A 25,670-nucleotide genomic window follows, 5' to 3' on the forward strand; every position below is an offset into this window, starting at 1 on the left:
CCGATTCATCGGATACCGTATTGAAAAGCTGTTAATGATAAAATTGATCGTTCCTTTACCGTCAGTCCTCACCCATTGCCTGCTTCAGACAGGCAACGGACATCTTAATGCCCGTCATGGCGTCCATGGTGAGGTCCTCCATTTCCAGCGATACTTCCCCGTCGTAGCCGCACATGCGGACAACGGAAAAGAACTCCTTCCACCACTGCAGATCATGCCCGCATCCGACGGCTACATAGTTCCACGAGCGTTCGGAAAAACGGCTGATAGGTTTTGTATCGAGAACCCCGTTCCTGTCACAAAGCGACCGCTCGATGCGGGAATCTTTTCCATGGACGTGATAAATTGCCTCTCCCAGCGCACGCGCGGCGCAGATGGGGTCGCCTCCCATCCAGAAAAGATGGCTCGGGTCCAGGTTCATGCCGATGATGTTCCCCACTTCGCCGCGCAGCCGCAGCAGAGTTTCCGGATTATAGACCAGCTGCCATCCATGATTTTCAAGGGCGATTTTCTGAATCCCGCATTCTTCCGCCCGGGTGGCGAGCTTTCTCCAGACGGGAACGGCGACCTCCTCCCACTGATATTTCAGGATATCCTGTGTAAGCGGCGGCCAGCTGGTTGATACCCACACCGGCGTCGTATCCCCGGAATTTCCGGGAGGCAGTCCGCTCATCATGACGATTTTACGGATTCCCAGCTTTGCCGCAAGGCGGAAGGTTTTTTCCGTTATTTCCATATCCTTTGAAAAAGCGAGCGGATTCCCCGAGCAGTTCAGAGCAATGACTTCCATGCCGTACCGCTTCAGGGCATCGCAGAATTTCTGTCTTTGCACATCGCTGCAAAGCAGAGCGTCCAAGTCGAGATGGGGCGAGGCGCCCCAGTTCCCGGTCGTCAGCTCCAGCGCGTGTACACCCAGCCCGCTGACGGTTTTCAGCATTTCGTCAAAGGACAGATTGCCAAGGCTGTCGGAAAGATAACTCAGCTTCATAAATACATCCTTTTCCGTGTCGGAACCCTGTCCGTTATTTTGCGGCCAGTCTTCTTGCTTTTGCCTCCATGGCCACACGGGTCACATCGATGAATACAGCCGCGATAATGACCAGGCCGATAACCACATACTGGATATCGCTGGACGCCTTCAGCAGGGTCAGCCCGTTGCGGATCGTTGAAATCAGGATTGCACCGATCAGCGTACCCCAGATCGTACCCTTGCCGCCCATGAAGGAAGCCCCTCCGATGATGCAGGCGGCGATGGCGTCGGTGTCATACGGTTCGATCGCGGAAGCCGGGTTTGCGACACCGGTCCGGCCAACCAGAACAATCCCCGCAATCGCGGCCATAAACCCGCAAAGCGCATAAACAAAAATCAGCACATTGTCGGAATTGATACCGGAAAGGCGCGTCGCCTCCGGATTGCCGCCGACACAGAAGATCTGCCTGCCCAGAGCCGTGTTATTGAGAAAAAAGTGGAAGCAGATGAAAATCAAAATCACGACAATAAAGGAGAGAGGGAAGCCGGAAAACTTTCCTTCCACTTTTAAAATATTTGTCGAACCAAGGGCGGTTACGCCCGCGGGGAAACCTGCGACCGTCTTGCTGGAAACGACCAGAAGGGCCAGGCCGCACAGGACGTTTTTCATACCCAGGGTAGAAACAAACGGATGAGGAAGATGCAGCTTAGTCAGCAGCAGCCCGTTGAGCAGACCGACCGTCAGGCCGGTTGCAAGGGCCGCCAGGATCAGGACCGCCGGGTTTGTAACCCCAAAATTGTTCGCAAGCGCACCCATGACACAGGTACACAGCACGCAGTTGGCGCCAACCGACAAATCGATACCGGCCGTAATCAGGGTGACAAGCATCCCCGAAGCAATGAGGCTGTTTACGGCCGTCTGCCTGAAAATATTCATAATATTGCTGATGGTTAAAAAATTCGGTGACGCAATCGATAAAATCACGCCCAATATAAACAGGGCAAGAAGCGAACCCAGCTTCATCATAATATCCTTTGCACTCACGCTTGTTTTCTTCTGTGTCATTCCAATGTTCCTCCCCATGCGGCTTTCATAATATCCTCTTGATTAAAGTGGCTGCTGCTGCAATCCATTTCCGCCATGACGCGGCCGGAGCGCATGACGATGACTCTGTCGCTCATGCCCAGAATTTCCGGCAGCTCGGAGGAAATCATGATCACGCATTTACCGGCCTCCACCAGACTGTTCATAATGTTATAGACCTCGACTTTTGCACCGACGTCGATTCCTCTTGTAGGCTCGTCAAAGATAAAGATATCTGCGTCGGTATTAATCCATTTGCCAATAACGACCTTTTGCTTGTTTCCGCCCGAAAGCTGCCCGACCAGCTCGTCAAGCCCGGGCGTTTTGATCTGCAGTGACCGGACATTTTCTTCCCCTACCTGATTCATTTTCTTTTTGTCAAGCCACGGTCCCTTTTGAAAGCCCTTCATATTGGAAAGGACAAGATTGGTACGGATATCCATTGCCTGCACCAATCCCTGGCTGCTTCTGTCTTCCGTCAAAAAAGCAATTTTGTGTGCAATGGCATTCTTTGGGGATTTGATTCTGACCTTTTCGCCTTCTATGTAGATCTCTCCGCTGTCAACCGGGTCTGCTCCGAAAATAGCTCGGAAGGTTTCTGTCCGGCCCGCGCCGACCAATCCGGCAAAGCCCAGGATTTCGCCGTGATAAGCCTGAAAGCTGACATCGTGCAGAACGCCCGCCGAACACAATTTTTCCACCCGGAGGGCTTCCTCTTCACGTTTTCCGGGCACCTTGGGAAACTGATTGTCCATAGAGCGCCCCACCATCGCGGTAATCAGTCTGTCGGCGTCTATATTGGCAATATCGTCGGTCAGTACATGCTCACCGTCACGCATAACCGTCACCCGGTCGCACAGCTCAAACAGTTCCTCCAGCTTATGAGACACAAAAAGCACCGCCACGCCCCTGTCCTTAAGCGTACGAACCGTTTTCATCAGCTGCTGGACTTCCTTTTCTCCAAGGCTGGAAGTCGGTTCGTCCATAATGATCAGTTTCGTATCGATGGAAACCGCCCTTGCGATTTCGACCATCTGCTGGACGCCCATTCCAAGGGCCCCGCACAGTTTTTTCGGATCGACATCCTGTCCAAGGGATTGCATAAGCTCATGCGCCTTCTGATGCATCTGATTGTAATCAAGAAAAATGCTCCCTTTTTTATTCACCGTGTTTCCCATAAAGATATTGTCGGTGATGGAAAGCAGCTTGACAATGCTCAGCTCCTGATAAACACAGGCAATCCCGGCCATTTTCGCGTCGTTCGGATTCCTGAATTTTTGATTCTCCCCGTTCACATGGATTTCGCCTTCATCGGCCGGGTGCACGCCGGTCAGGACTTTAATCAGCGTTGATTTTCCCGCCCCATTCTCACCGATCAGCCCGTGAATTTCTCCCGGCTTAATTTGAAGGGACATATCACGAAGCGCGACAACACCGGGAAAACGTTTCGTTATGTTTTTGAGTTCAACTACATACTCACTCATCGCTTCACCTGTCTTTTGAGGGTTCCCTCATCATATTTGAATAGATATTCTCTATCTCCCGTATTCTTCTGTTTCGTTACTCATAGAACGCCGGCTTCTCCTGAATCAAAACAGGTTCTATCGTTCCTTTCAGCCGCGCCTGAATCAGCGTATCTGCCGTTACGCAGGCAGCGTAACCGTCCCAGGCGCTTGGCCCCCGCAGGGCGCCTTGATTCAAAGAATCGATCCATTGTTGAAGTTCTATGTCGTATGCTTCTATAAAACGTTCCGACCAGTCGGAATAAATCTGACAGGAACGCGTGCCGTCCGTTTTTAATAAAATCGTGTTCGGGTCCGGAAGCCTTGCCGTTCCCCTTTCTCCTACCACTTCGCATTGAATGTCATACCCATAATGGGAATTCATGTTAATCTCCGCATCAATCCGAACACCGCTACCGGTTTTAAGAAGCATGATCTGCGGATCCTCCAGACCGTCCTGCGCGCTGCGGTTTTGCTTTACCGTCAGGACCTGTCCGGCCTCATACTCCTCGCCTAAAAGCCAGCGCAGCACGTCGATTTCATGAATCCCGGAATTCTTTATGGTCATATCCGTAGTGTGCTGAGGCCCGGGAATACGGTTTCTATGACAGCAGTGCACCATCAGCGGGGCACCGATTTTCCCGCTGTCGATGATTTCTTTCAGCGCGCGGTAGCCGCGGTCATACCGCCTCATGAACCCCACCTGAACCAGTCTTTTCCCACACTGCAGCTCTGCGTCGATAATGTTCCGGCATTCCTCCGCCGATACGCCCAACGGTTTTTCGCAGAAAATATATTTCCGTTCGCGGATACACTGAAGAACATACCCGGCGTGTGTCGGATCCCAGGAGGCAACCAGAATTGCGTCAACATTCGGGTCCCGAATCACTTCTTCCCCCGTTTCATAAAAAACGGCGCCGTATTCCTTCGCAATACCTGCCGCGTTTTCCGGACGGATATCGGACAGCGCCACGACTTTGGCTCCGTGAACGACGTTTGTCAGCCTGCGGATATGATCCCTTCCGATTGCTCCGGTGCCTATCACACCGATCTTCCATTCCACCGTTATTTCACCCCCATGGTAAGCGGACAACCGCCATCCCGCCGTAAGGCGGGAATGGCTTTCCGGATTGCCCGACAGAGAAATTTATTTACCGGTCATCTTATTCAGCTTATCAAGGTAATCCTTTGCATTTGAAGCATCGACGATTGTGGAACCGCTGTCGATCAATTTTTCAACATTCTCGCCCTTTACCGCTTTCACCGCATTTTCCACAGCCTTATAACCCATGTCGTACGGGGACTGCGCAACGGAAGCTGTCTCTTTGCCGTCGATAATGCTCTGGCACGCGGTGGCGATTCCGTCAAAGCCCATAAACTTGATTTTGTCTGCTTTCCCCGCCTGAGCAGCCGCTCTCTGTGCGCCGATAGCCATATCGTCGTTGTTGCAAAGGACCGCGTCGATCTGCGGGAAATTCTGCATAAAGTTTTCCATGACCTGTACCGCTTTGTCGGCAGTTGCGTTTGCGTACTGTGTATCCAGAACCTCTATGCCTCCCGCTTTCAGGGCTTCCGTATATCCTCTCATGCGGGCTTCGTTGGTCGGATCGCCCTGCACGCCGCCGATCAGCACTGCTTTTTTACCGGAGCCGATCAGCTTTGCGATATATTCGCCGCCCTTTTTAGCCGCTTCTTCATTTCCGGTTCCAATAAACGTCACTTTTTTGTCGTAGTTTGCATCCGTATCAACGAAAAGGACCGGGATCGTGGCATCCTGCAGTTTTGTGACCACCATGTCCGGCTGAAGCGGCGCAATGCACAGCGCGTCGATCTTTCCGGCTGAAAGCATGGTCTCGATCATATTGCTTTGTTCGTTAAACGAAGTCTCCGACGGAGGGCCTTCCAGGTCCACCTGAACACCCAGGTCTTTTTGCGCCTGCTTTACGCCGGCGGCTACATATCCCCAATACTCACTGGATAAAGTTTTCAGAATGACGCCGATCCGGATATCGGCATTGCTTTTTTCGGCAGATGATTCCGTGGATGCCGGGGTGCTTTCCGTCCCTCCCGTGCTCTCCGGCGCAGCGCTATTCTGGCTGGAACCGTTGCAGGCGGCCATGGACAAAACCATGATTCCTCCCAAAATTGCTGCTAAAATTCTTCTCAATTTCATAGTGTTCTCCTTTCAATACTTTCAACTTTTATGTAAATGGGTACTTCGCCCATTTTACAACCCCCTGCTGGATTCCATGATTGCCCGAACTGCCGTCTCCGTCCCGTTCTGCGGAATCAGCTCAAATCCAACTGTGCGATCATAACCTATTTTTTTCAGATGCTGAAACACCTGCCTGTAATGAATGGTTCCGGTACCGGGTTCCCCGCGGCCCGGTGCATCCGCAATGTGGATATACCCAATACTGTCAATGTGTTTTGACAGTGTTTCGCAGATTTTCCCTTCGTTCAGGTACATATGATAGGCGTCGTAAAGGATTTTAACGTTCGGTGAACCGACCAGCGAAGTGATTTCAGCCGACATCTGCGTGGATGTCAAGAAATTTCCGATATGGTCCACCACAATATTCAGTGCCTCCAGCGCCAGCGTAATACCCGCTTCTTCCGCGTAAGGCGATAATTTTTTCAGCGTATCAAACATGGTGCAGATTTTCACCGTATCCGAATACTGCGGAAAGGGATCCTTCGCATATGCTTTCGGGCCGGACAGAAGCTCGTTGGAGTGTACGACAAGCACCGGGCAATTGATTTTTTGGGCGGCGCCAATCGACTTTTTTACAAACTCCACATACTCTTTCTGATGCTCCGGATCGCACATAGAAGCGTATTTGTCGCCGGACATCGCTGATATTTTCAACTGATTTTCAGACAGCAGCCGCTTTACTTCATCCAGGTCCTTGTTATCCCAATCCCAGAACTCTATGGAATCAAAGCCATCCCGTTTCGCCTGACTGAAACGCTCCCGCCACGGCAGCTCCGTATAAAGGACTTCCAGATTCGCGGATCTTTTCATTTTATAAGCCCCTTTATTCCAATGATTATTTTTGTATACCCGGGCAAAAAGCTTTTGCGAGACCTTGCCCTTTATTCCTGCTGCATTTCCACCAGTTTTCCTGTCTCAAACGACTGTTTGCACGATCCCGCGATTTCCACAACGCGTCTGCCGTCGTAAACTGTGACCTCCGGTTTGCGGTTGTGTAAAATGCAATCGGCAAACTCATTGATTTCGCTGATATAAGCATTCTGGAACCGCTCCAGAAAATCCTCGCAGCATTCCCTGCGCACACCGTGGGAGTCCAGAATTTCAACAATATTTTTCTGTGGTACGGAGCCGATTCTCAAAACACCCTTTGTCCCTACGATTTCGGTTTCTATATGATAGCCGTGCGGCGCGGTTCTCCCTGCAAAAAGGAACCCCATTGCGCCGTTCTGAAACTTCATCAGGCAGGAAACGTTGTCCCCGTCTCCGTAACGCGCAAATTCCTCGTGAGCATAGCACCCGCCGACGGCATAGACATTTTCCGGCTCGCTCTTTAAAAACCAGCGCGCCAGATCGATATCATGAACCGCCATGTCCAGAAACGCTCCTCCGCTGTGCGCGGCAAACGCGATAGAACCGGCGATCTGTTTTTCAGGGTCCTGGCTGTAAGCACGAAACAAAATCGGCTTGCCGATCTCCCCGGCGTCCACTTTTTGTTTGGCGTACTGATAAGAGGGGTCAAAACGGCGCATGAAGCCCAGCATAAACACTCTGTCAGGATGATGCACAACCGCCTCTTCCGCTTTTTTGCACTGTTCCACCGTAATTCCCAGCGGTTTTTCTGAAAAAACATGCTTTCCCTTTTCAAGCGCTTTCTCAATCTGCTCCGTATGCAGTCCGGAAGGGGAGGCGATGACCACCGCGTCCACGTCGTCACATTCGAGCATTTCATCAAAATCGGTAAATAGATGCGGAACACGCAGAGATTCCGCTTTCCTTTTCAGCTTATCCGCATCCACATCACAGAGAGCAATCAGTTCGGCATTCGGAATTTTTTCAGCGATATTCTCTGCATGGCGGTCTCCCAGCCGCCCAAGCCCAATGGAGCCAATCCTTACTTTATTCATCACTTTCAACCGCTCTTTCCTGAAAATATAAATAGATAGAATGACCGGAGGCTAAAACTGTTTGGATTAAATACCGGCTGTCCTACGGATGTATTCTCGCGCTTTCTTTGCGTAAACAAACGGATTCGCAATGGCGGGGTCCTGCTCCGCCTCAACAAGCAGCCAGCCCTCATAATGATTCTGGGACAGGACGTCAAAAATCGGCTGGAAATCGATTGCGCCGTCACCGGGAACGGTAAACGCACCCAGACGCACCGCCTGAAGGAAGCTGAGCTTTTCCGCTTTTACACGGGCAACAACTGCCGGACGGATGTCCTTCAGATGCACATGCCGGATACGTCCCGCATATTTTTTCAGCACCGCCAGCGCGTCTTCGCCGGAAAACACCAGATGTCCGGTATCGTACAGCAGAGAAACCGCGGAGGGATCCGTATTCTCCATCAGCCGGTCAATCTCGTGCGTGGTCTGCACGACCGTGCCCATATGATGATGGTAAACAAGCTTCATGTCCTTTTCGGCGGCAAGCCTTCCCAGCTTTTCCAGCCCCGTTGTGAGCATTTTCCATTCCGCGTCGTTCATAACATATTTCCCGTCGAAAATCGGGGTGTCCATCTGCCCCTGTATGCTGTGCCCCTGTTCGGAAACGACAATCACCTTCGCGCCAAGGTCGTATAGAAAATCGCGGTGTTGGATAAACGCTTTTTCGGTTTCCTCATAAGGCTGCGTCGTCAGGAAAGAGCTGAACCACGCACTGGCAATGCGCAGATTTCTTTCCTCCATATAGCCTTTCAGCACACCGGCATCATGCGGATATTTATTGCCGACCTCGGTGCCGGAAAAACCCGCGAGCGCGGCTTCGCTGATACACTGCTCAAACGAGTTCTCCTTGCCGAGGTCGGGCATATCGTCATTGGTCCATGCAATGGGGGCGATGCCAAGAAAAACATTCTTTTTGTCAAACATCAAAAACAACTCCTCATCAATAGCTTCTCGCAGTTTTTTTATGCTGTTCCTTGCGTTCAAACGCTTCCCTGCCGTCCTCGCTCCGCGTTGTGCTGGCGACGCCGACATGCCACCAGGATTCGTAATCATGCGTCATGGTTTTGGGCAGGACTTTGATATCGATCAAAGTGGGAACCGTCTGTTTCTTGCTGTCGGCAAGGGCGGCCTTCAGTTCCTCCATGCTGCGCGCGGTATAGGTTTTCGCCCCGTAACCGGCGGCGACCGCAGCGTAGCTGACCGGAACAAAATCCCCCGTCTGATTTCCCGTTTCGGGATCCCGGAAACGGAATTCCGTCCCCAGATTTCCGATGCCGTTGGACATTTCCAGGTTATTGATGCAGCCGTTCGAGGCATTGTCAAACAGCAGGATATTGATTTTCTGATGCTCCTGAACCGCGGTGACAATTTCCGAATGCAGCATCAGGAAGCTGCCGTCACCGACCATGGCGTAAACTTCCCGCTTTGGCTCTGCAAGCCTGACGCCGAGCGCGCCGGCAATCTCATAGCCCATGCAGGAAAAACCGTACTCCATGTGATAGGAGTCGCGTGCCTCGGTCGTCCACATGCGCTGCAGATCGCCCGGAAGGCTGCCCGCGGCGCCGATGATGATCGCATCGTCCGCAATACCGCCGCGAATGGCGCAGATCGCCGCCGTCTGGGTCAGGCTGCTGCCCGTCATTTTTACAAAGTCTTCCATGCTGCCGGGATTTCTCGCAGTAACCATCGGCTCAAAGCCTTCCCCGTAAGAATAGGCCGCCAGCTGTTTCATCTCTTCGTTCCAGGCTGTTTTGGCTTCTGAAATCTCATTGGTGTACGCACTGCGGTAGCCTCTGTTTTTCAGCAGGACGGTGAGCACCTCCAGTGACGCCTTTGCGTCGCCGACCGCTTTGATGCTGTCCATTTTATAAGCATGGAACCGGGACACATTGATGGAAACCACCTTTACACCCGGATTTTGAAACAGCCATTTGGAGGAAGTGGTAAAGTCGGACAGTCTGGAACCGACTGCAAGAATCAGATCGGCTTCCCGCGCGATGGTATTCGCGGCCAGATTTCCGGTCACGCCGATCCCGCCCAGATTATAGGGAGAGCTGGCGGAGCAGGCGCTTTTTCCGGCCTGTGTTTCGCCGAACGGAATATGGAACTGTTCGCAGAAATTCTGAAGAATGTCTCCGGCTCCGGAATACTTCACGCCGCCGCCGCAGATCACCAGCGGTTTTTTGCTGGCCGCCAACGCGTTCAGGACATCTTCGATCTCTTCGTTCGCAGGAAGGCACCTCGTGATTTTATGTACGCGTTTCTGAAAAAAATAGTTCGGATAATTGTAGCTTTCACCCTGCACGTCCTGCGGAATCGCAACACACACCGCGCCGGCCTCCGCCGGGTCGGTCAGGACCCGCATGGCGTTAATCATGGCGGTCATCAGCTGCTCCGGGCGCTCCACACGGTCCCAGTATTTGCAGACCGCTTTAAACGCGTCGTTCGTGGTGGTTTTCAGGCTGCCTGACTGTTCCACCTGCTGCAGGACCGGGTCAGGCTGCCTGCTGGCAAAGGTATCACCGGGCAAAAGCAGCAGCGGAATATTGTTGACGGAAGCGCAGGCCGCGGCGGTGACCATATTTGCCGCGCCCGGGCCGATGGAGGAAGAGCAGGCGATAATCCTTTTGCGGTTGTTCTGCCTTGCGAAGGCGGTGGCCAGGTGGGCCATGCCCTGTTCATTTTTACCCTGAAAATACTTTAATTCTCCCCGGTTTTCATCCAGCGCCTGCCCGAGTCCGCACACGTTCCCGTGCCCGAAAATCGTGATGACTCCTTCCACGAATTTATTTTCCGCCCCGTCCATGCTGACGTACTGCTGATCCAAAAAACGCACAAGCGCCTGTGCCATTGTCATTCTGGTCGTACCCATAACCGAACTCCTTTCGTAATCTCTATGCTCTGGCGATCATTTCGCCGTATTTTTGCTTGCAGTCGGCAATGTAATCCCGAACGGTCTTCGCGTCCGGCATGCTGTCCGCGCAGGAATGGCTGGCGACAAGCAGGGACGCAGACGCGCTGCCGAATTCCAGACAGTCGATGATTTCCCAGCCTTCCAGCAGCCCGTACAGGAACGCGGAAGCGTAGCCGTCGCCGCCGCCGAAGCCCTTCAGCTTTTTAATCGGAAACGGCTTCACGGTATAGCTCTGGCCGTCGCAGGTGTAAGCGGTGGAGCCTTCCTTCCCGTGCTTGATGACAACGATTTTGGCGCAGCGGCTGTGCCAAAGGGCCGCGGTTTCCCCGTCCGAAAGACCGGGCCGGATCAGGCTCTGGGTCAGATCGTATTCCTCTCTGGAACCCAGAATCACATCGGCCTGGCCGGCGGCAATCCCGTAGTAAACGCCGAGCTCATCCTGTGACTGCCAGTTATACGCGCGGTAATCGATGTCAAAAATAACCGGCGTATCGGTTTTTTTCGCAAGGAACAGCGCCTTAAAAGCCGCTTCCCGCGACGGGCTCTCGGCCAGCGCCGTTCCGGAGATCAAAAGCGCCTTGCTCTGTTTCATGTATTCCTCGTCAATATCGTTTACATTTAACTGTAAATCCGCAATTTTGTTGCGGTACATTAAAATGCTGCTTTCTTTTTCACTTAGAATTTCCGTAAAGGTAAGCCCCAGCTTTTCCCCATTTTCGCAGCGGCGGATCCGGGAAGTGTCGATTCCCTCTTTTTTGAAATAATCCGTCACATAATCACCGAACCGGTCGTCGGATACCCGCGCGAAAAAACCGCATTTCTTCCCCAGCCGCGAAAGACCCACCGCGATGTTTGCGGGAGAACCGCCCAGATATTTCTTATAGGTCGTGCTCTCTGCCAGCGTTTTATAATAGTCAACCGGATTGAGGTCAATCGTAATTCTGCCCAAAGGCGTAAGGTCGAATTTTCTGTTTGCGTCAAACTCTATGTATTTCATCATGCCGTCCCTTTCCCTGTGCGCGTTTTTATAAAATTTGCTCCAAAGGTATTCTGTTGTTAAAGATTTCGATATGTTTTTTTACGTTCCCGTATACTTCCCTCACCATCGCTTCATTGAGCGCAAAGTAATTGTAGGGGGCCTCCGTTCGGAAATACTTTTCCGCTCCCCATGTCAGAGCGTCGAAATTGGCTGTGGCAATGTTGATTTTGCGGATACCGTGCTGAATACAGGTCCTGAAATCCTGAGGGCTGATTCCCGTACCGCCGTGAAGCACCAGGGGAACCGCGACCTTTTGATGGATTTCTTCCAGAATATCAAAACGGATTTTCGGCTCTGTGGTATAGTGACCGTGTGCATTCCCTATTGCAACGGCCAGGGCGTCCACCCCTGTTTCCTTTACAAAATCACGGGCGACGTCCGGATCGGTGCAGACCATTTTATGATTGACGCTGTTGTCCTCGCTCCCGCCTACGACGCCGAGCTCAGCCTCTGTGGATGCTCCGCGCTCTTCGGCCATCCGTATCACCTGTCCGGTGACCTTTATGTTTTCAGGCAGCTCGTATTTGGAGCCGTCAAACATGACGGACGTAAAGCCCAGATCGAGCGCCTGCTGTACGGTATCCACTGTCAGGCCGTGGTCCAGATGGACCGCGACATCCACTTTCGCATTCCTGGCCGCATGAATCATCATGGGCCCCATCAAATCCAACGGGGAATGTTTCAGCCGGATTTGCGCAATCTGCAGGATAATAGGGGTGTTCAGTTCTTCCGCCGCCTTGACCGCGCCAATCAGCATTTCCATATTTCCTACGTTGAAGGCTCCGACTGCCCTATCCTCTTTGGAAGCGTCCATAATGAGTTCCTTCATAGGACGGATAGACATGTTTCATCCTTCTCTCTGTAATGTTTTGGATATGTTATGACGATATGTTATCACTATGCTGCAAATTATTCAATAGATTTTCGCGAAAACTTAGGCAATTTTTATTTATTTATAATAACTTACAATATTCAAATAATTCCTTTATCAATAATTCACAACCGATCAGTCCCAGAAAGAATAAATTTACACCGTGTTTTGTGATTATATTTCTATATTATAATCAAATACTATTTTAATAAAAAATCAGCCAAAAGCTTTCCGAATTCGACAAATTTATGAATTGCAAATTTTGACTAAGTTCTATATAATAAAGGAACAATGTAACCATTTTTATATATTGCTCTATGATTTCCCGCGAATAACATATGATTAGGAGTTAAAATGATGCGGTCTAAAAGAATTGAAGAAATCAAAGCCTACATTTACGACAACAAAACGGTGACGCTCGACCAGATCTGTGAAAAGTTCAAGGTTTCGAAGAGCACGCTCCGAAGGGACCTGGACGAGATTTTGATGGAGAGCGACATTAAAAAAATTTACGGCGGTGTGACGGCGATTCCCAAAAGGGAGCTGACTTCCTTTGAGGAGCGGAATATCTCGAATTCAGCGGCAAAGGAACAAATCGCTGCGGCCGCGGCCGAGCTGGTGGAGGACGGCGATATCGCCTTCATTGATTCGGGGACGACAACGCTGCACATCGTCGACTATATACGGGATAAAAAGAAAATCACCATCCTTACCAACAACGTGGAAATCATTTTGCGCGCAATCCCGTACGACAACATCAACATCATTTCCCTTTCCGGTACGCTCAACCGCAAAACCCTGTCCTTTACCGGCACCAGCTCCGCACAGGTGCTGCAGAATTACAATATCAGCAAGGCATTTATGGCCACGACCGGGTTTTCCATCGCCAACGGCGTGACCAATTCCTCTCCTTCGGAGTCCGATATCAAACGCATGGCCGTAAAGCGCAGCCAGCAGGTTTATCTTTTAGCAGACAGCAGTAAATTCGGTGCGGTTTCCCTGATTACTTACTGCGATCTGAGCCAGGTAAACGTCCTGATTACCGAAGCGGAACCGCCCAAAGAGATCCGCAGCTTTATAACGGGCTCCGGCGGCAGAATTCTTCTTGCCAAATGACGCGGCATTCAAAGAATTGATAAAATTGATTCATAATCGATTTGCTTTTTACAAATGAATGAAATCATTTTGCATATATAAATAACAATTTTCGATATTTATTTGGTAATTGACTTGATTTTTTTATTATCCAAGGATATAATGGTTAAAAGATTCATAACTTACTCATAAGTTTATCATTTTAAGGAGGAAAAAGAATGAGTGAAGTCAAGAAACTGAGGCCTTATATCAACGGAGAATTCATCGAGTCAAAGACGGAAAAATACAGCGACGCCTACGATCCGAGTACCGGCGAAGTGATCGCCAAGGTGCCCTGCTGTACACCGGATGAGGTGGAGCAAGCGGTCGCAAGCGCCAAAGCGGCTTACCCGGGCTGGTCGTCCACACCGGTCGTAAAGCGCGTGCAGATTCTTTATAAGATGCGGCAGCTGATCGAGGAGCACCTCGACGAACTGACTTATCTGGTCGCGCAGGAAAACGGCAAGAACTGGTCGGAGGCACAGGGCGACGTGCTGAAGGCGAAAGAAGGTACCGAACAGGCAATCTCGGCACCCTCGCTGATGATGGGCGAAAGCCTGATGGATGCCTCCAAGGGCTACGATACCGTTCTGTACCGCGTCCCTCTGGGCGTTTGTGCGGGAATTATCCCCTTCAACTTCCCGTCCATGATCCCAATGGGCTGGATGACGCCGATCTGCATTGCGTGCGGCAACACCATCGTTTTAAAAGCGGCGACGTTTACCCCGCAGTCCGCTCTCCGGTTTGCGGAACTGTACAAAGAGGCCGGCCTTCCGGACGGCGTCATCAACATTGTCACCTGTTCCCGGCATGAGGCCGAAATCCTTCTGACCCACCCCGATGTAAAAGCCATTACTTTTGTAGGCTCCACCGATGTCGGTCAGCATATTTATTCCACTGCGGCTGCACACGGAAAACGGGTGCAGGCGCTTTGCGAAGCAAAAAACCACGCTTTGGTTTTGAACGACTCACCGGTTGAAAGAACCGCGGCCGGTATCATTAACTCCTCTTTCGGCTGCGCCGGCGAGCGCTGCATGGCACTTCCCGTCGTCGTCGTCCAGGAAGGAATCGCCGACCGGCTGGTCGCTGAGATTGTGAAACAGTCCAATAAGATGAAAATAGGGCCTGCCTATGACAAAAGCACAAAGTTAGGTCCCGTGATCAACGAGGCGCACCGCCAGTCCGTATCCGACTGGATTCAGAAAGGGATCGACGAAGGAGCCGCCCTTGTGCTTGACGGCAGGAATGTCAAAGTAGAAGGCTTTGAAAAGGGATTTTACCTTGGGCCAACCATCTTTGACCATGTAAAGCCCGGCATGACGGTCGGTGAAAGAGAAATCTTCGGGCCCGTGCTCTGCATTAAGAGAGTAAAAACCTTTGAAGAGGGCCTTGCCGTTATGAACGAGAATCCGTTTGCGAACGGCTCCGTGATCTTTACCCAGAACGGGCATTACGCCAGGGAATTTGTCCGCCACACCGACGGCGGCATGGTCGGCGTGAATGTCGGCATTCCGGTACCCGTGGGATATTTCACCTTCTCCGGGCATAAAAAGTCCTTCTTCGGCGACCTGCACTGCCTTGGCAAAGACGGCTACCGGTTCTATACGGACAGCAAGGTCGTCACCACCCGCTGGTTTGACGAAGAAGAATCCAAATCCACGACTGTAAGCACCTGGGACGGCACCATCTAAGCCGAAACCCGTTTGTACATAGCCGGCAACAGAACCGGCACAGAAGCCGGAAGGACGCTGCCCCGTTCCTTCCGGTGACAATTCCTCTCTCCACAGAAGCAAAAGGCTTACCGTTCATGTAAAGCCTTTTGCTTCTCCATTTAATAGCAGCGATCTCTTAAATTGAAAGTTGGCGGAATCTGCTCCGGTCAGCGAGGGGCCGCACCCAGAATCAAACAACAAGGCGGAGAAAAGCATTCCGTCTTTCTGCCAATCTAACCGCCAAATCATCAGATCAGAGGGGATTTCCCATTATGATAACCGTAGCAGAAAAGAAAACGAGGGACACGCCGCAGATCCTTCTCCTGTCCGTTATCGTGTCTCTTTTTTGGTTTTGCCAGTATGTTTATATTCCCTACCAAACGATCTACCTGTCGGGAATCGGCTGCGCGCCCACCCTGATCGGCATTGTAACAGGCGCTTATGGATTCACGCAGATGGTCATGCGCCTGCCGCTGGGCGTAACGTCTGACCGCTATGGCAGGCAAAGATTCTTTATTATACTCGGAATTTTCAGTGCCGGAACCGCTTCCTTGTTTCGAATCTTTCTTCCGAACGAATACGGTTTTTTCCTTGGCAACCTGTTTTCCGGCTTCGCTTCGGCCACCTGGATTTCTTTTATGATCCTGTTTTTCAGCCACTTTCAGGAAAATCACCTGCAAAAGGCTTCCGGCTTAATTGTCGGCGCGAATAATTTGGGGATTTTTCTCGGCTTTTCCGCAGGTACCCTGCTTTACCGGCATTTTGGAATGCATCTGCTGTGCATACTGAGCGCCGCCGCCGCGCTTCCGGCGCTTTTCCTGTCGCTGTTTATCATCGAGCCATCTCATGAAGGGCAGGCGCCGCCCGTAAGGGATTTACTGAAGATATGCACGGACAGGCGTCTCATTCTTTTTTCCCTGCTTGCGCTGATTCAGCAGGGGATACAGATTTCCACCTCCATGTCTTTTACAACGCAGGCGGCGCAGGCGCGCGGGGCGGACAACACACAGATCGGCTTATGCTCCGTCATTTACATAATCACAGCGGTGCTCAGCTCTTATTTTGCCGCCTCAAAAGCGGCTCATAAGCTCGGCCCTTCCTTCTGGATTCCTGTGATTCTGGCCTGTCTGACGATTTATTGCCTGTTGATTCCAAATCTTCCGAACATAGAGTGGTTTTACCCCGCACAGATTTTATCGGGACTTTCCACTGGGATACTGTTTTCCTTCTGTACCTCCGAAGCGATGAAAAACATCCCCAAAGAAACGAAATCGACTGCAATGGGATTTTATCAGTCGGTCTATGCGGTCGGCATGACCTTGCTGCCGATTGTGACCGGCGCTTTGACCAGTGTATTTGGATTGCGCAACGCTTTTTACTCCCTCGCCGGCCTGACCGCAGTCGGGCTGGACGGCGCCATTGTTTATTACTGTAACCGGCGCGGAGCCTGATTCTGAAAAAACGAGGATTTTTCCTCGCTCCAAAACCTTTGGACTGACAAATCAAAAAGCGCACGACTGAATGAACAGCCATGCGCTTTTGATTAGAATAAATACAAATAGTATATTTTTATATATTTATTACAATTATTGGGGCAATTTCCAAGACTGATTGTATTAAAATAATCAAATTATACTTTATGTATCAATAATTTTATAAATCTACTCAATACATCAAAACTACAGCAATTCCATTTCAGTTTGCGAGACTGGAAATGCTGTAGGAATCCGATTCATCTTATGAAGCACTTACAAAATGTTCCTCTGATAAGCATGTTTCCTCCTGGGATCATCGTCAGACGGACTGTTTGATCGGTTTGTTCATGCAATTTGATTTTGACAGATGAACAGAACATGCCTGATCGTAAAACTGAATTTTATAATTTACTTTGGCCAGGTGCTTTTGCAGCTCCTGAATCTGCTCCAGCACGCTTTCCCGCTGCCGGATGAAGATCTGCCGTCTTTCTTCCAGCGTCGCGTCCCCTTCAAGCGAAAGATCGATATACTCCTTGATTTTCTTAATCGGCATCCCCGTACCTTTCAGGCAGCAAATTACGGACAACCGTTCCAAATCGGAATCCGTAAAGACTCTGATTCCGTTCTCCGTCCGTTCAACAAACGGCAGAAGGCCCTCTTTTTCATAATAACGCAGCGTGTGCGCCGTCAGACTCATTTTTTCCGCCGCCTGTTTAATAGTATAACCCATTGGAAATTCCCCCACTCATTATACAAATTGTAAATCTTTTTTTCGCTCGACTTAGAGCAAACATTAACGTTTAAAACAGTATAACACAGAACGGGAAAAATGAAAATCGTTTGCATAAAAACACCGCAGAACTGGTTTGATTCTGTAAAAGGAGCCAAGCTTCTTTGTCAAAGCAGCTGAAAAGCTCTTCGGCGAACTCAACGCCGCCTGTCGGTCGGCGCCGTCCAAGAGCAGGATGTAATTAGAAGAATTAAATAGGAAACAAAATCCAAATATCCGATTTATAGTGAATATAACAGTTTCCTTTATGAAATCCTTCTTGCTTTTTCGTAGAACCATGATATAATATTAACAAATAAGCTTCCGGTGCGCCGGCTGAGACGGAGTTTTTCATCTTACGGCAAACCATGGGGAAACTTTTCAAAAAGTGATCGTACTGAATGCAGGAGGGTTCGTCCCGAATGAGAAGGCGAGAGAATAGTGGAAATTCAAAGGGGCACGTCTGCGCGCCTTTGTTTTGATATGCTATCCCTGTGCCTTTTCGGCGCAGGGATTTTTTTTGAACGGAAAGGAGGCTATCCAATGGAATCCAGAATCGCTCTGGTCGGAATTGTAGTGGAAAATACCGACTCGGTGGAAAAAATCAACGCCATCCTCCACGAATACGGGGAGTACATTGTGGGAAGGATGGGCATTCCCTATCACAAACGGCACATTTCGGTCATCAGCATCGTGATGGACGCGCCGGGGGACGTCATCAGCGCCCTTTCCGGGAAGCTGGGAATGATTCCTCACGTCAACATCAAAACAGTCTACTCAAAAGTTCCCCCAACGGAAGAGTAATCAGAACGGAGATTATGAATGAGGGCTCTGATCGACAGGCTTTACACGGAAAGAACGCTCAGCAAAGAAGATTTCTGCCTCCTTTTAAGCCACTGCACACCGGAAAACAGCGAATACCTTTTTCAGCTGGCCCGGAGCGTGTCCAAAAAACATTTCGGGAACCGGATTTACGTCCGCGGGCTGATCGAGTTTACCAACTACTGCCGCAACGACTGCTACTACTGCGGAATCCGGTGCGGCAACCACAGGGCGGAACGCTACCGCCTGACGAAGGAAGAAATTCTGTCCTGCTGTGAAAGCGGCTACGGGCTGGGCTTCCGTACCTTCGTTTTGCAAGGGGGCGAAGACCCGTTTTATACGGATGGGGATATCATTTCTCTGGTAAGCTCCATCAAAGAAAGCTATCCCGACTGCGCCGTCACCCTTTCCATCGGCGAAAAAAGCGAGGAGGCCTATCGGAAATATTTTCAGGCGGGGGCGGACCGCTATCTGCTGCGGCATGAGACTGCCAACGCGCACCACTACGGCAGGCTCCACCCGGAAAACCAGACGCTGCAGACCCGGATGGAATGCCTGCGGGCGCTGAAGAAAACCGGCTATCAGGTGGGCACCGGCTTTATGGTCGGGTCGCCCTACCAGACGGTGGAAAATCTGGCGGAAGATCTGCTTTTTATCCGGCGGCTCGAGCCGGAGATGGTGGGGATCGGGCCATATATCCCCCACCACGGCACGCCGTTTGCCGATCAGCCCGCGGGAAGCCTGGAACTGACGCTGTTCCTGATCGGTATTCTCCGGCTGATGCTGCCGAACGCGCTGATTCCCGCGACGACCGCGCTGGGCACCATTCACCCGAGCGGGCGGGAAAAAGGGATTTTAGCCGGGGCGAATGTCGTCATGCCCAATCTTTCCCCCGTAAGAGTACGGAAAAAATACGAGCTGTACGACAACAAAATCTGTACGGGCGAGGAAGCGGCCGAATGCCGGTTCTGCCTGCAGAACCGGATGGAAAGCATCGGATACCGGATTGTGGTCGACCGGGGAGATTTCCGCCCCGCCAATCTGAACGATTAAGGAGTATTTATCATGTATCAGTGCAAATCGAAAACAGCGACCGAATTTATCGACGACGAGGAAATTCTGGATACTCTGGACTACGCCCAAAAGAATAAGCGGAACCGCGAGCTGATCGACGGGCTGCTTGAGCGGGCGAAGGACTGTAAGGGCCTGACCCACCGGGAAGCGGCCGTCCTGCTGGAATGCGACCTGCCGGACGAAAACGAAAAGATGTTCAGGCTGGCAAAAAAAATCAAGCAGGCATTCTACGGCAACCGGATCGTGATGTTTGCCCCGCTCTATCTTTCCAACTACTGCATTAACGGCTGCGTATACTGCCCCTATCATTTTAAGAATAAAAAAATCTGCCGCAAAAAGCTGACGCAGGAAGAGATTGCCCGTGAGGTCGTCGCCCTGCAGGATATGGGCCACAAGCGTCTGGCGCTGGAAACCGGCGAGGACCCGGTGAACAACCCGATTGAATACGTGCTGGAAAGCATTCAGACCATTTACGGCATCAAACATAAAAACGGGGCTATCCGCCGCGTCAACGTCAATATTGCGGCGACGACCGTGGAAAACTACCGGAAGCTGAAGGAAGCCGGGATTGGTACCTACATTCTGTTTCAGGAGACCTATAATAAAAAGAGCTATGAGGAGCTGCATCCCACAGGGCCGAAGCACGACTATGCCTACCACACCGAGGCCATGGACCGCGCGATGGAAGGCGGTATTGACGACGTGGGAATCGGCGTGCTGTTCGGACTGAATATGTACCGCTATGACTTTGTCGGGCTGCTCATGCACGCGGAGCATCTGGAAGCCGCTATGGGCGTCGGTCCGCACACCATCAGCGTACCGCGTATCCGGCCCGCCGACGACATTGACCCAAAGAACTTCACAAACGCTATCTCGGACGATATTTTTGCCAAAATCGTCGCCGTGCTGCGCATTGCGGTCCCCTATACCGGCATGATTATCTCCACCAGGGAGTCCCAGAAAACAAGGGAACGCGTGTTGGAGCTGGGCGTTTCCCAGATCAGCGGCGCTTCCTCCACCAGTGTCGGCGGGTACGTCGAGCCGGAGGAGGAGGAGGACAACTCCGCGCAGTTCGAGGTAAACGACAAGCGTACGCTGGACGAAATCGTCGGCTGGCTGCTGGACCTCGGCTTTATCCCCAGCTTCTGCACCGCCTGCTACCGCGCGGGACGGACCGGAGACCGCTTCATGACCCTGGTAAAGGCCGGGCAGATCGCGAACTGCTGTCATCCGAACGCCCTGATGACGCTCAAGGAATATCTGGAGGATTACGCCTCCAAGGATACCAGACAAAAAGGCGAAGCGCTGATTGCCAAAGAAGTTTTCAATATCCCGAACGAAAAAGTCCGCTCGATCGCCATGGAGCATTTGCAGGAGATGAAAGCGGGAAAACGGGACTTCCGGTTTTAAAGAGTAATCCATTAAGAAAGGGTGCGAAAAATGAGCCTGACGGATACCCCAAGAGCCAACCGGCTTCACATCGGCATTTTCGGGAAGCGCAACAGCGGAAAGTCCTCCCTGATCAACGCGCTCACCCGGCAGGAGACCGCGCTGGTTTCGGACGTCGCCGGAACAACGGCGGACCCCGTGTATAAGTCCATGGAAATTTACGGCATCGGCCCCTGTGTGTTCATCGACACCGCCGGGTTCGACGACGTGGGCGAGCTGGGCCAAATGCGGGTAAAGAAAACGAAAAAGGTCATTGACAAAACCGACATTGCCCTGGTCGTTTTCAGCGGCGAAGACATTGCGGAGGAAATCCGCTGGACAGACACCCTGCAGGAGCATAAAATTCCGGTCATCGCCGTCGTCAACAAGGCCGATATTCTTGCCGACGCGGCTGAAATCGCCGCGAAGGTCCGGAAAACCGCCAAGCTGAGCCCCATTGTGGTCAGTGCAAAGGCAAAAACGGGGATTGAAAAAATCCGCGAAGAGCTCATCCGCCAGCTGCCCGAGGATTACGAGGCAAAGAGTATCACCGGCGGGCTGGCGGACAACGGAGACCTGATCCTGCTGGTGATGCCGCAGGATATTCAGGCACCGAAGGGCCGCCTGATTCTGCCGCAGGTACAGACGCTGCGCGAGCTGCTTGATAAAAAGTGCGTCGTCCTCAGCGCGACCACCGACAAGCTGGACGAAGCGCTGGCCTGTCTGAAAGAACCGCCCAAGCTGATTATCACCGATTCGCAGGTATTTAAGACCGTATATGAAAAGAAGCCGAAGGAAAGCAGGCTGACCTCTTTTTCGGTGCTGTTCGCCAACTACAAGGGCGACCTCCCGTATTATGTGGAAAGCGCAAGTGCGATCGACCGCCTGACGGAGCGGTCCCGGGTGCTGATTGCGGAAGCCTGCACCCACGCGCCGCTGGCAGAGGACATCGGACGGGAAAAGCTCCCGCGCATGCTCCGCAAAAAGGCCGGAGAAGCCCTGACGGTCGACGTGGTGAGCGGTTCCGATTTTCCGGAGGACCTTTCCCCGTATGATCTGGTCATTCAGTGCGGGGCCTGCATGTTCAACCGAAAATATGTGCTGTCCCGCGTGGAACGCGCACGCGCGCAGGGCGTTCCCATGTCCAACTACGGCGTGGTGATCGCGTATCTGTCCGGAATTCTCGACAAAATCGATCTGAACTGACCACCGCAACCCGGCAAAAAAGAGAAGGCCCGCTAAAACGGGCCTTCTCTTTTTGTCTGTTCTGCTTATTCCACCGTAATAACCGAAACCGGACAGCCTTCCTGCGCCTGGATCGCCTTGTCCTCAACCTCGGGCGGCACATCCTCCCTGTAAACCTCGGCCACTCCGTCGTCGCCCATTCTGAAAACCTCGGGACAGGTTTCGGGGCAGAGTCCGCAGGAAATGCATCCGCTTCTGTCAAGAGTCGCTTTCATAATAACATCCTTCTTTCCGGTCAAACATGACCAAAATATTTTCGTCATTTTCTATTGGATTTTATTTGGATGGATATTCCTTGGTATTGTCGCCTGATCGCGGAATTTTATTCCGTATTCAACATTTTTTTGCCCGATCGCTGCTTCGATATTTTTCTTTCATCCCATTATACACAAACAGCGCCTAAAAGTAAATAACGGAAAAGACACCGCCGCATAAATTTTATTATCGTTTGGTATTCGGCCCAAGCGATCCCTTCTTTGTGTTGTGCGACTGGTTCTGGTTCTCCGGTTTTTTTGACCGGCCCGCTTCGTTGACGGCTTCCATCCGGTTTTCCCCGTTCAGGCCGTTTTTATCCGGAAGTTTTTTCTCATCCATTTTTCTTCCTCCTACATCACATGGTCTTCGTTTTTTTCGGCCCTGATTTTATAGCCGAGCCGCTGGAGCTTATCCTCAATCCGGCTCTGCTCCACCCCCGTGGTGTCGTAGTCCACGGCAACTCTTCCCGTGTGCGTATTGGTGCTGACGGAGATGACTCCTTGCAGAGTGTCGAGCTCTTTCTTAATGGTCTGGACGTCTTTTTGATTGGTCATATTTTCTAAATCGAAATAAGCGCTGGCTTTTGCCATTGATCATCACCTCGCCCATAGTATTGACAAAGCGGGGATGAATATCATTGTTCATTGCCTTATTTATTATCTGTTTTTTGCATAATTTTAAATGTTTATTTTCATTTAATAAAGAAAGTCCATAGGGTAAATTTACCAAAAGATAGCTGAAGCTTATTTTTTTCATCGATATTCCCAAAAATCATTGACAATAAAATAACGATATGTTATCTTTTTTGTAGCCTAGGGAACTTTTTAACAGGTAAACCGAAACGAATTGCGAGGAGAAAAATCAATGGATACTCAGTGCGACCACAAGATTTTGGACGAAATACTGGAAAAACACCAGTACAACCCCGGCAACATCATTGCGATCCTTCAGGATACACAGGAGGTGTACCGCTATCTTCCAAAGGATATTTTCCCCTATTATTCAGACCGGCTTGGAATCAGCCAGGCGCAGATTTTCAGCATCGCGACCTTTTACGAGAATTTTTCTTTGGAGCCCAAAGGAAAATATGTCATCAAGGTGTGTGACGGCACGGCCTGCCATGTGAGAAAATCGGCCGCTATCCTGGATCAGCTGCGCAAGGAGCTGGGCCTCTCTTCAGCGAAGAAAACAACGGAGGACCTGCTATTCACCGTTGAAACGGTATCCTGCCTCGGCGCCTGCGGACTTGCCCCCACGCTGACAGTGAACGACCAGGTCATGGGAATGATGACTCCGCAGAAGGTAACCGATTTACTTGTAACACTCAGGGAGGAAAAAGCAGATGCTGAAATGTAGAGAAGATTTGCAGAATATCCGCAGCCTATATCAGGCCCGCCTTGAAAAACAGAAAGTGAAAATTCTGATCTGTGCCGGCACCGCGTGTGTCGCGAACGGGTCCCTCGTATTATACGATACATTTATGAAGCTCATTGCGGAAAAAGGAATCAACTGTGTGGTCGATCTGGAGCATGAGCCGGAAGGGGAACCGCTGGGCGTAAAAAAAAGCGGCTGCCACGGATTTTGTGAAATGGGCCCGCTGGTGCGTATCGAACCAAAGGGCTATTTATATGTAAAAGTAAAACCCGAAGACTGTGAGGAAATTCTGGAGGCCAGCGTGGTCAGCGGCACCTGTGTGGAAAGGCTCACCTATCATAAGGGGGACGAGTTCCACAGGCATCAGGAATCCATTCCGTTTTACAAACGGCAGAAGCGCGTCGTGCTGGAACACTGCGGACATATTGACGCCACCTCCATCGGCGAATACATAGCGAACGGCGGATACTCGGCGCTGGAAAAAGCCCTGTTTGAAATGACCCCGGAAGAAGTTTTGCAGGAAGTGGAAATATCCAACCTGCGCGGACGCGGCGGCGGCGGATTCCCGACCGCGAGAAAATGGTCCCAGGTAAAGCGCCAGAAGGCGGAAAACAAGTACATCGTCTGCAACGGCGACGAGGGCGACCCCGGCGCGTTTATGGACAGAAGCGTAATGGAAAGCGATCCGCATAAAATGCTGGAGGGCATGATCCTTGCGGCATATACCTGCGGTGCGAAATACGGCTACATCTATGTCCGCGCGGAGTACCCGCTCGCCGTCACCCGTCTCGGCATTGCCATTGACCAGGCGAGGAAGCTCGGGCTTCTGGGCGACCATATTCTCGGCACCGACCTGTGCTTCGATATCAAAATCAGCCGCGGCGCGGGCGCTTTCGTCTGCGGCGAGGGCAGCGCGCTGACCGCCTCCATCGAGGGCAAACGCGGAATGCCGCGCGTAAAGCCGCCCAGAACGGTGGAGCACGGACTGTTCGACAGCCCGACCGTACTGAACAACGTGGAAACCTTTGCAAACGTACCGGCGATTATCACAAACGGTGGCCAGTGGTTCCGCAGCATCGGCCCGGAAAACAGCCCGGGAACCAAAGCGTTTGCGCTGACCGGCAATATCATGAATACCGGACTGATCGAAGTCGCCATGGGCACCACCCTGCGCGAGGTCATTTACGATATCGGCGGCGGAATGCGCGACGGTGCGGAGTTCAAGGCCGTACAGATCGGCGGCCCGTCCGGCGGATGCCTGACAAAAGAGCACCTCGACCTGCCGCTGGACTTTGACAACCTGAAAAAAGTCGGCGCGATGATCGGCTCCGGCGGACTGGTCGTCATGGACGACCACACCTGCATGGTCGAAGTGGCGCGTTTCTTCATGAGCTTCACGCAGAACGAATCCTGCGGAAAATGCGTGCCCTGCCGCGAAGGTACCAAGCGGATGCTGGAAATTCTGGAACGCATCGTGGCCGGAAACGGAGAGCCGGACGACATTGATCTTTTGGAAGAGCTGGCGGAAACCATTTCCGCAACCGCGCTCTGCGGGCTGGGCAAGACCGCCGCGTCCCCGGTGCTGAGCACGATCAAATATTTCCGCGACGAATACGAAAACCATATTATTGAAAAGCGCTGCCCCACCAAGAACTGCCAGAAGCTGAAAAAGATTTACATAGACGCAGCTTTGTGCAAGGGCTGTTCCAAGTGCGCGCGGAACTGTCCCGTGGGCGCGATTACCGGCCAGATCAAATCGCCGTTCGTGATCGACGGCGCGAAATGCATCAAATGCGGTGCGTGTGTGGAAGCCTGCGCCTTCCACGCGGTAAAGGAGGACTAAG

24 protein-coding genes are annotated in these 25,670 nt (G+C 51.6%); 9 read left to right on the forward strand and 15 right to left on the reverse strand.

The features are described 5' to 3' along the window. Positions 1 to 61: 61 nt before the first annotated feature. The 11 genes from LY85_RS06270 to LY85_RS06320 form a co-directional block, all read right to left on the reverse strand. Positions 62 to 988: a sugar phosphate isomerase/epimerase gene (locus tag LY85_RS06270; RefSeq protein ID WP_141825929.1), complete on the reverse strand. Its 927-nt coding sequence runs from the start codon at positions 986 to 988 to the stop codon at positions 62 to 64. 34 nt (positions 989 to 1,022) lie between these two features. Beyond that, complete coding sequence (locus LY85_RS06275; RefSeq protein WP_038325362.1) at positions 1,023 to 2,036, reverse strand: ABC transporter permease; 1,014 nt, start codon at positions 2,034 to 2,036, stop codon at positions 1,023 to 1,025. Beyond that, entirely contained in the window at positions 2,033 to 3,538 is a 1,506-nt protein-coding gene (locus LY85_RS06280; protein ID WP_038325363.1) for a sugar ABC transporter ATP-binding protein, read from the reverse strand. Before LY85_RS06280 ends, LY85_RS06275 begins: the two co-directional genes overlap by 4 nt. A gap of 76 nt (positions 3,539 to 3,614) precedes the next feature. Beyond that, positions 3,615 to 4,619, reverse strand: a complete 1,005-nt coding sequence (locus LY85_RS06285; protein ID WP_141825930.1) for a Gfo/Idh/MocA family oxidoreductase — start codon at positions 4,617 to 4,619, stop codon at positions 3,615 to 3,617. Between the two features lie 84 nt (positions 4,620 to 4,703). Beyond that, positions 4,704 to 5,729 carry a sugar ABC transporter substrate-binding protein gene (locus tag LY85_RS06290; RefSeq protein ID WP_141825931.1) on the reverse strand — a complete coding sequence of 342 codons (1,026 nt, stop codon included), beginning with the start codon at positions 5,727 to 5,729 and terminating at the stop codon, positions 4,704 to 4,706. A 54-nt stretch (positions 5,730 to 5,783) separates the two neighbouring features. After that, positions 5,784 to 6,581 (reverse strand): TIM barrel protein, encoded by a 798-nt coding sequence (locus LY85_RS06295; RefSeq protein ID WP_141825932.1) that lies wholly within the window; start codon positions 6,579 to 6,581, stop codon positions 5,784 to 5,786. 71 nt (positions 6,582 to 6,652) lie between these two features. Continuing rightward, on the reverse strand, positions 6,653 to 7,675 hold the full coding sequence (iolG, locus tag LY85_RS06300; protein ID WP_141825933.1) for an inositol 2-dehydrogenase: 1,023 nt from the start codon (positions 7,673 to 7,675) through the stop codon (positions 6,653 to 6,655). Between the two features lie 66 nt (positions 7,676 to 7,741). Beyond that, positions 7,742 to 8,638 carry a myo-inosose-2 dehydratase gene (gene iolE / locus LY85_RS06305; protein WP_141825934.1) on the reverse strand — a complete coding sequence of 299 codons (897 nt, stop codon included), beginning with the start codon at positions 8,636 to 8,638 and terminating at the stop codon, positions 7,742 to 7,744. Positions 8,639 to 8,654: 16 nt separating this feature from the next. After that, on the reverse strand, positions 8,655 to 10,586 hold the full coding sequence (iolD, locus tag LY85_RS06310) for a 3D-(3,5/4)-trihydroxycyclohexane-1,2-dione acylhydrolase (decyclizing) (protein WP_141825935.1): 1,932 nt from the start codon (positions 10,584 to 10,586) through the stop codon (positions 8,655 to 8,657). Between the two features lie 22 nt (positions 10,587 to 10,608). Then, on the reverse strand, positions 10,609 to 11,625 hold the full coding sequence (gene iolC, locus LY85_RS06315; protein WP_141827999.1) for a 5-dehydro-2-deoxygluconokinase: 1,017 nt from the start codon (positions 11,623 to 11,625) through the stop codon (positions 10,609 to 10,611). Between the two features lie 28 nt (positions 11,626 to 11,653). Then, positions 11,654 to 12,511, reverse strand: a complete 858-nt coding sequence (locus LY85_RS06320; RefSeq protein WP_141825936.1) for a class II fructose-bisphosphate aldolase — start codon at positions 12,509 to 12,511, stop codon at positions 11,654 to 11,656. Between the two features lie 384 nt (positions 12,512 to 12,895). On the opposite strand from LY85_RS06320, the gene LY85_RS06325 reads away from it, so the two are divergent. The 3 genes from LY85_RS06325 to LY85_RS06335 all read left to right on the forward strand — a co-directional run bounded on the left by LY85_RS06325 (position 12,896) and on the right by LY85_RS06335 (position 16,835). Then, complete coding sequence (locus LY85_RS06325; RefSeq protein ID WP_038325369.1) at positions 12,896 to 13,654, forward strand: DeoR/GlpR family DNA-binding transcription regulator; 759 nt, start codon at positions 12,896 to 12,898, stop codon at positions 13,652 to 13,654. Between the two features lie 197 nt (positions 13,655 to 13,851). Next, entirely contained in the window at positions 13,852 to 15,363 is a 1,512-nt protein-coding gene (locus LY85_RS06330; protein WP_141825937.1) for a CoA-acylating methylmalonate-semialdehyde dehydrogenase, read from the forward strand. A gap of 293 nt (positions 15,364 to 15,656) precedes the next feature. After that, positions 15,657 to 16,835, forward strand: a complete 1,179-nt coding sequence (locus tag LY85_RS06335) for an MFS transporter (RefSeq protein ID WP_141825938.1) — start codon at positions 15,657 to 15,659, stop codon at positions 16,833 to 16,835. Positions 16,836 to 17,178: 343 nt separating this feature from the next. Here the strand turns inward: LY85_RS06335 and LY85_RS06340 are convergent, their stop codons facing one another. Then, positions 17,179 to 17,589, reverse strand: coding sequence for a MerR family transcriptional regulator (locus tag LY85_RS06340; protein ID WP_038325371.1), 411 nt, complete (start codon positions 17,587 to 17,589; stop codon positions 17,179 to 17,181). A gap of 582 nt (positions 17,590 to 18,171) precedes the next feature. Between LY85_RS06340 and LY85_RS06345 the strand changes: the two genes are divergently transcribed. The 4 genes from LY85_RS06345 to hydF are packed head-to-tail and all read left to right on the forward strand — an operon-like array spanning position 18,172 to position 22,158. Continuing rightward, a complete protein-coding gene (locus LY85_RS06345) occupies positions 18,172 to 18,432 on the forward strand; it encodes a TM1266 family iron-only hydrogenase system putative regulator (protein WP_141825939.1) in 261 nt (86 codons plus the stop codon). An 18-nt stretch (positions 18,433 to 18,450) separates the two neighbouring features. Beyond that, entirely contained in the window at positions 18,451 to 19,503 is a 1,053-nt protein-coding gene (gene hydE, locus LY85_RS06350) for a [FeFe] hydrogenase H-cluster radical SAM maturase HydE (protein WP_141825940.1), read from the forward strand. Between the two features lie 12 nt (positions 19,504 to 19,515). Then, on the forward strand, positions 19,516 to 20,934 hold the full coding sequence (hydG, locus tag LY85_RS06355) for a [FeFe] hydrogenase H-cluster radical SAM maturase HydG (RefSeq protein WP_038325374.1): 1,419 nt from the start codon (positions 19,516 to 19,518) through the stop codon (positions 20,932 to 20,934). A 30-nt stretch (positions 20,935 to 20,964) separates the two neighbouring features. Continuing rightward, positions 20,965 to 22,158: a [FeFe] hydrogenase H-cluster maturation GTPase HydF gene (gene hydF / locus LY85_RS06360; RefSeq protein ID WP_141825941.1), complete on the forward strand. Its 1,194-nt coding sequence runs from the start codon at positions 20,965 to 20,967 to the stop codon at positions 22,156 to 22,158. Between the two features lie 65 nt (positions 22,159 to 22,223). Here the strand turns inward: hydF and LY85_RS06365 are convergent, their stop codons facing one another. From LY85_RS06365 to LY85_RS06370, 3 genes are all read right to left on the reverse strand, one after another. Further along, on the reverse strand, positions 22,224 to 22,412 hold the full coding sequence (locus LY85_RS06365) for a ferredoxin (RefSeq protein WP_038325376.1): 189 nt from the start codon (positions 22,410 to 22,412) through the stop codon (positions 22,224 to 22,226). A gap of 226 nt (positions 22,413 to 22,638) precedes the next feature. Next, on the reverse strand, positions 22,639 to 22,791 hold the full coding sequence (locus LY85_RS19225) for a hypothetical protein (RefSeq protein ID WP_185741130.1): 153 nt from the start codon (positions 22,789 to 22,791) through the stop codon (positions 22,639 to 22,641). Positions 22,792 to 22,802: 11 nt separating this feature from the next. After that, a complete protein-coding gene (locus tag LY85_RS06370; protein ID WP_141825942.1) occupies positions 22,803 to 23,042 on the reverse strand; it encodes a heavy metal-associated domain-containing protein in 240 nt (79 codons plus the stop codon). Between the two features lie 274 nt (positions 23,043 to 23,316). Here LY85_RS06370 and LY85_RS06375 point away from each other — a divergent pair, with 274 nt between their 5' ends. Both LY85_RS06375 and LY85_RS06380 read left to right on the forward strand, forming a co-directional pair. Continuing rightward, on the forward strand, positions 23,317 to 23,808 hold the full coding sequence (locus LY85_RS06375) for an NAD(P)H-dependent oxidoreductase subunit E (RefSeq protein ID WP_141825943.1): 492 nt from the start codon (positions 23,317 to 23,319) through the stop codon (positions 23,806 to 23,808). Continuing rightward, positions 23,795 to 25,669: an NADH-quinone oxidoreductase subunit NuoF gene (locus LY85_RS06380; RefSeq protein ID WP_141825944.1), complete on the forward strand. Its 1,875-nt coding sequence runs from the start codon at positions 23,795 to 23,797 to the stop codon at positions 25,667 to 25,669. Before LY85_RS06375 ends, LY85_RS06380 begins: the two co-directional genes overlap by 14 nt. The last annotated feature ends 1 nt before the right edge of the window (position 25,670 follow it).

It is taken from the genome of Clostridium sp. KNHs216 (assembly GCF_006714885.1).
Classification (GTDB): domain Bacteria; phylum Bacillota; class Clostridia; order Oscillospirales; family Acutalibacteraceae; genus Caproiciproducens.

Excerpts from the sequence above, each read along its gene's own strand:
- LY85_RS06270 (WP_141825929.1), bottom strand. The coding sequence starts at position 988 with ATGAAGCTGAGTTATCTTTCCGACAGCCTTGGCAATCTGTCCTTTGAC.
- LY85_RS06275 (WP_038325362.1), bottom strand. The coding sequence starts at position 2,036 with ATGACACAGAAGAAAACAAGCGTGAGTGCAAAGGATATTATGATGAAG.
- LY85_RS06280 (WP_038325363.1), bottom strand. The coding sequence starts at position 3,538 with ATGAGTGAGTATGTAGTTGAACTCAAAAACATAACGAAACGTTTTCCC.
- LY85_RS06290 (WP_141825931.1), bottom strand. The coding sequence starts at position 5,729 with ATGAAATTGAGAAGAATTTTAGCAGCAATTTTGGGAGGAATCATGGTT.
- LY85_RS06295 (WP_141825932.1), bottom strand. The coding sequence starts at position 6,581 with ATGAAAAGATCCGCGAATCTGGAAGTCCTTTATACGGAGCTGCCGTGG.
- iolG (WP_141825933.1), bottom strand. The coding sequence starts at position 7,675 with ATGAATAAAGTAAGGATTGGCTCCATTGGGCTTGGGCGGCTGGGAGAC.
- iolE (WP_141825934.1), bottom strand. The coding sequence starts at position 8,638 with ATGTTTGACAAAAAGAATGTTTTTCTTGGCATCGCCCCCATTGCATGG.
- iolD (WP_141825935.1), bottom strand. The coding sequence starts at position 10,586 with ATGGGTACGACCAGAATGACAATGGCACAGGCGCTTGTGCGTTTTTTG.
- iolC (WP_141827999.1), bottom strand. The coding sequence starts at position 11,625 with ATGAAATACATAGAGTTTGACGCAAACAGAAAATTCGACCTTACGCCT.
- LY85_RS06320 (WP_141825936.1), bottom strand. The coding sequence starts at position 12,511 with ATGTCTATCCGTCCTATGAAGGAACTCATTATGGACGCTTCCAAAGAG.
- LY85_RS06325 (WP_038325369.1), top strand. The coding sequence starts at position 12,896 with ATGCGGTCTAAAAGAATTGAAGAAATCAAAGCCTACATTTACGACAAC.
- LY85_RS06330 (WP_141825937.1), top strand. The coding sequence starts at position 13,852 with ATGAGTGAAGTCAAGAAACTGAGGCCTTATATCAACGGAGAATTCATC.
- LY85_RS06335 (WP_141825938.1), top strand. The coding sequence starts at position 15,657 with ATGATAACCGTAGCAGAAAAGAAAACGAGGGACACGCCGCAGATCCTT.
- LY85_RS06340 (WP_038325371.1), bottom strand. The coding sequence starts at position 17,589 with ATGGGTTATACTATTAAACAGGCGGCGGAAAAAATGAGTCTGACGGCG.
- LY85_RS06345 (WP_141825939.1), top strand. The coding sequence starts at position 18,172 with ATGGAATCCAGAATCGCTCTGGTCGGAATTGTAGTGGAAAATACCGAC.
- hydE (WP_141825940.1), top strand. The coding sequence starts at position 18,451 with ATGAGGGCTCTGATCGACAGGCTTTACACGGAAAGAACGCTCAGCAAA.
- hydG (WP_038325374.1), top strand. The coding sequence starts at position 19,516 with ATGTATCAGTGCAAATCGAAAACAGCGACCGAATTTATCGACGACGAG.
- hydF (WP_141825941.1), top strand. The coding sequence starts at position 20,965 with ATGAGCCTGACGGATACCCCAAGAGCCAACCGGCTTCACATCGGCATT.
- LY85_RS06365 (WP_038325376.1), bottom strand. The coding sequence starts at position 22,412 with ATGAAAGCGACTCTTGACAGAAGCGGATGCATTTCCTGCGGACTCTGC.
- LY85_RS19225 (WP_185741130.1), bottom strand. The coding sequence starts at position 22,791 with ATGGATGAGAAAAAACTTCCGGATAAAAACGGCCTGAACGGGGAAAAC.
- LY85_RS06370 (WP_141825942.1), bottom strand. The coding sequence starts at position 23,042 with ATGGCAAAAGCCAGCGCTTATTTCGATTTAGAAAATATGACCAATCAA.
- LY85_RS06375 (WP_141825943.1), top strand. The coding sequence starts at position 23,317 with ATGGATACTCAGTGCGACCACAAGATTTTGGACGAAATACTGGAAAAA.
- LY85_RS06380 (WP_141825944.1), top strand. The coding sequence starts at position 23,795 with ATGCTGAAATGTAGAGAAGATTTGCAGAATATCCGCAGCCTATATCAG.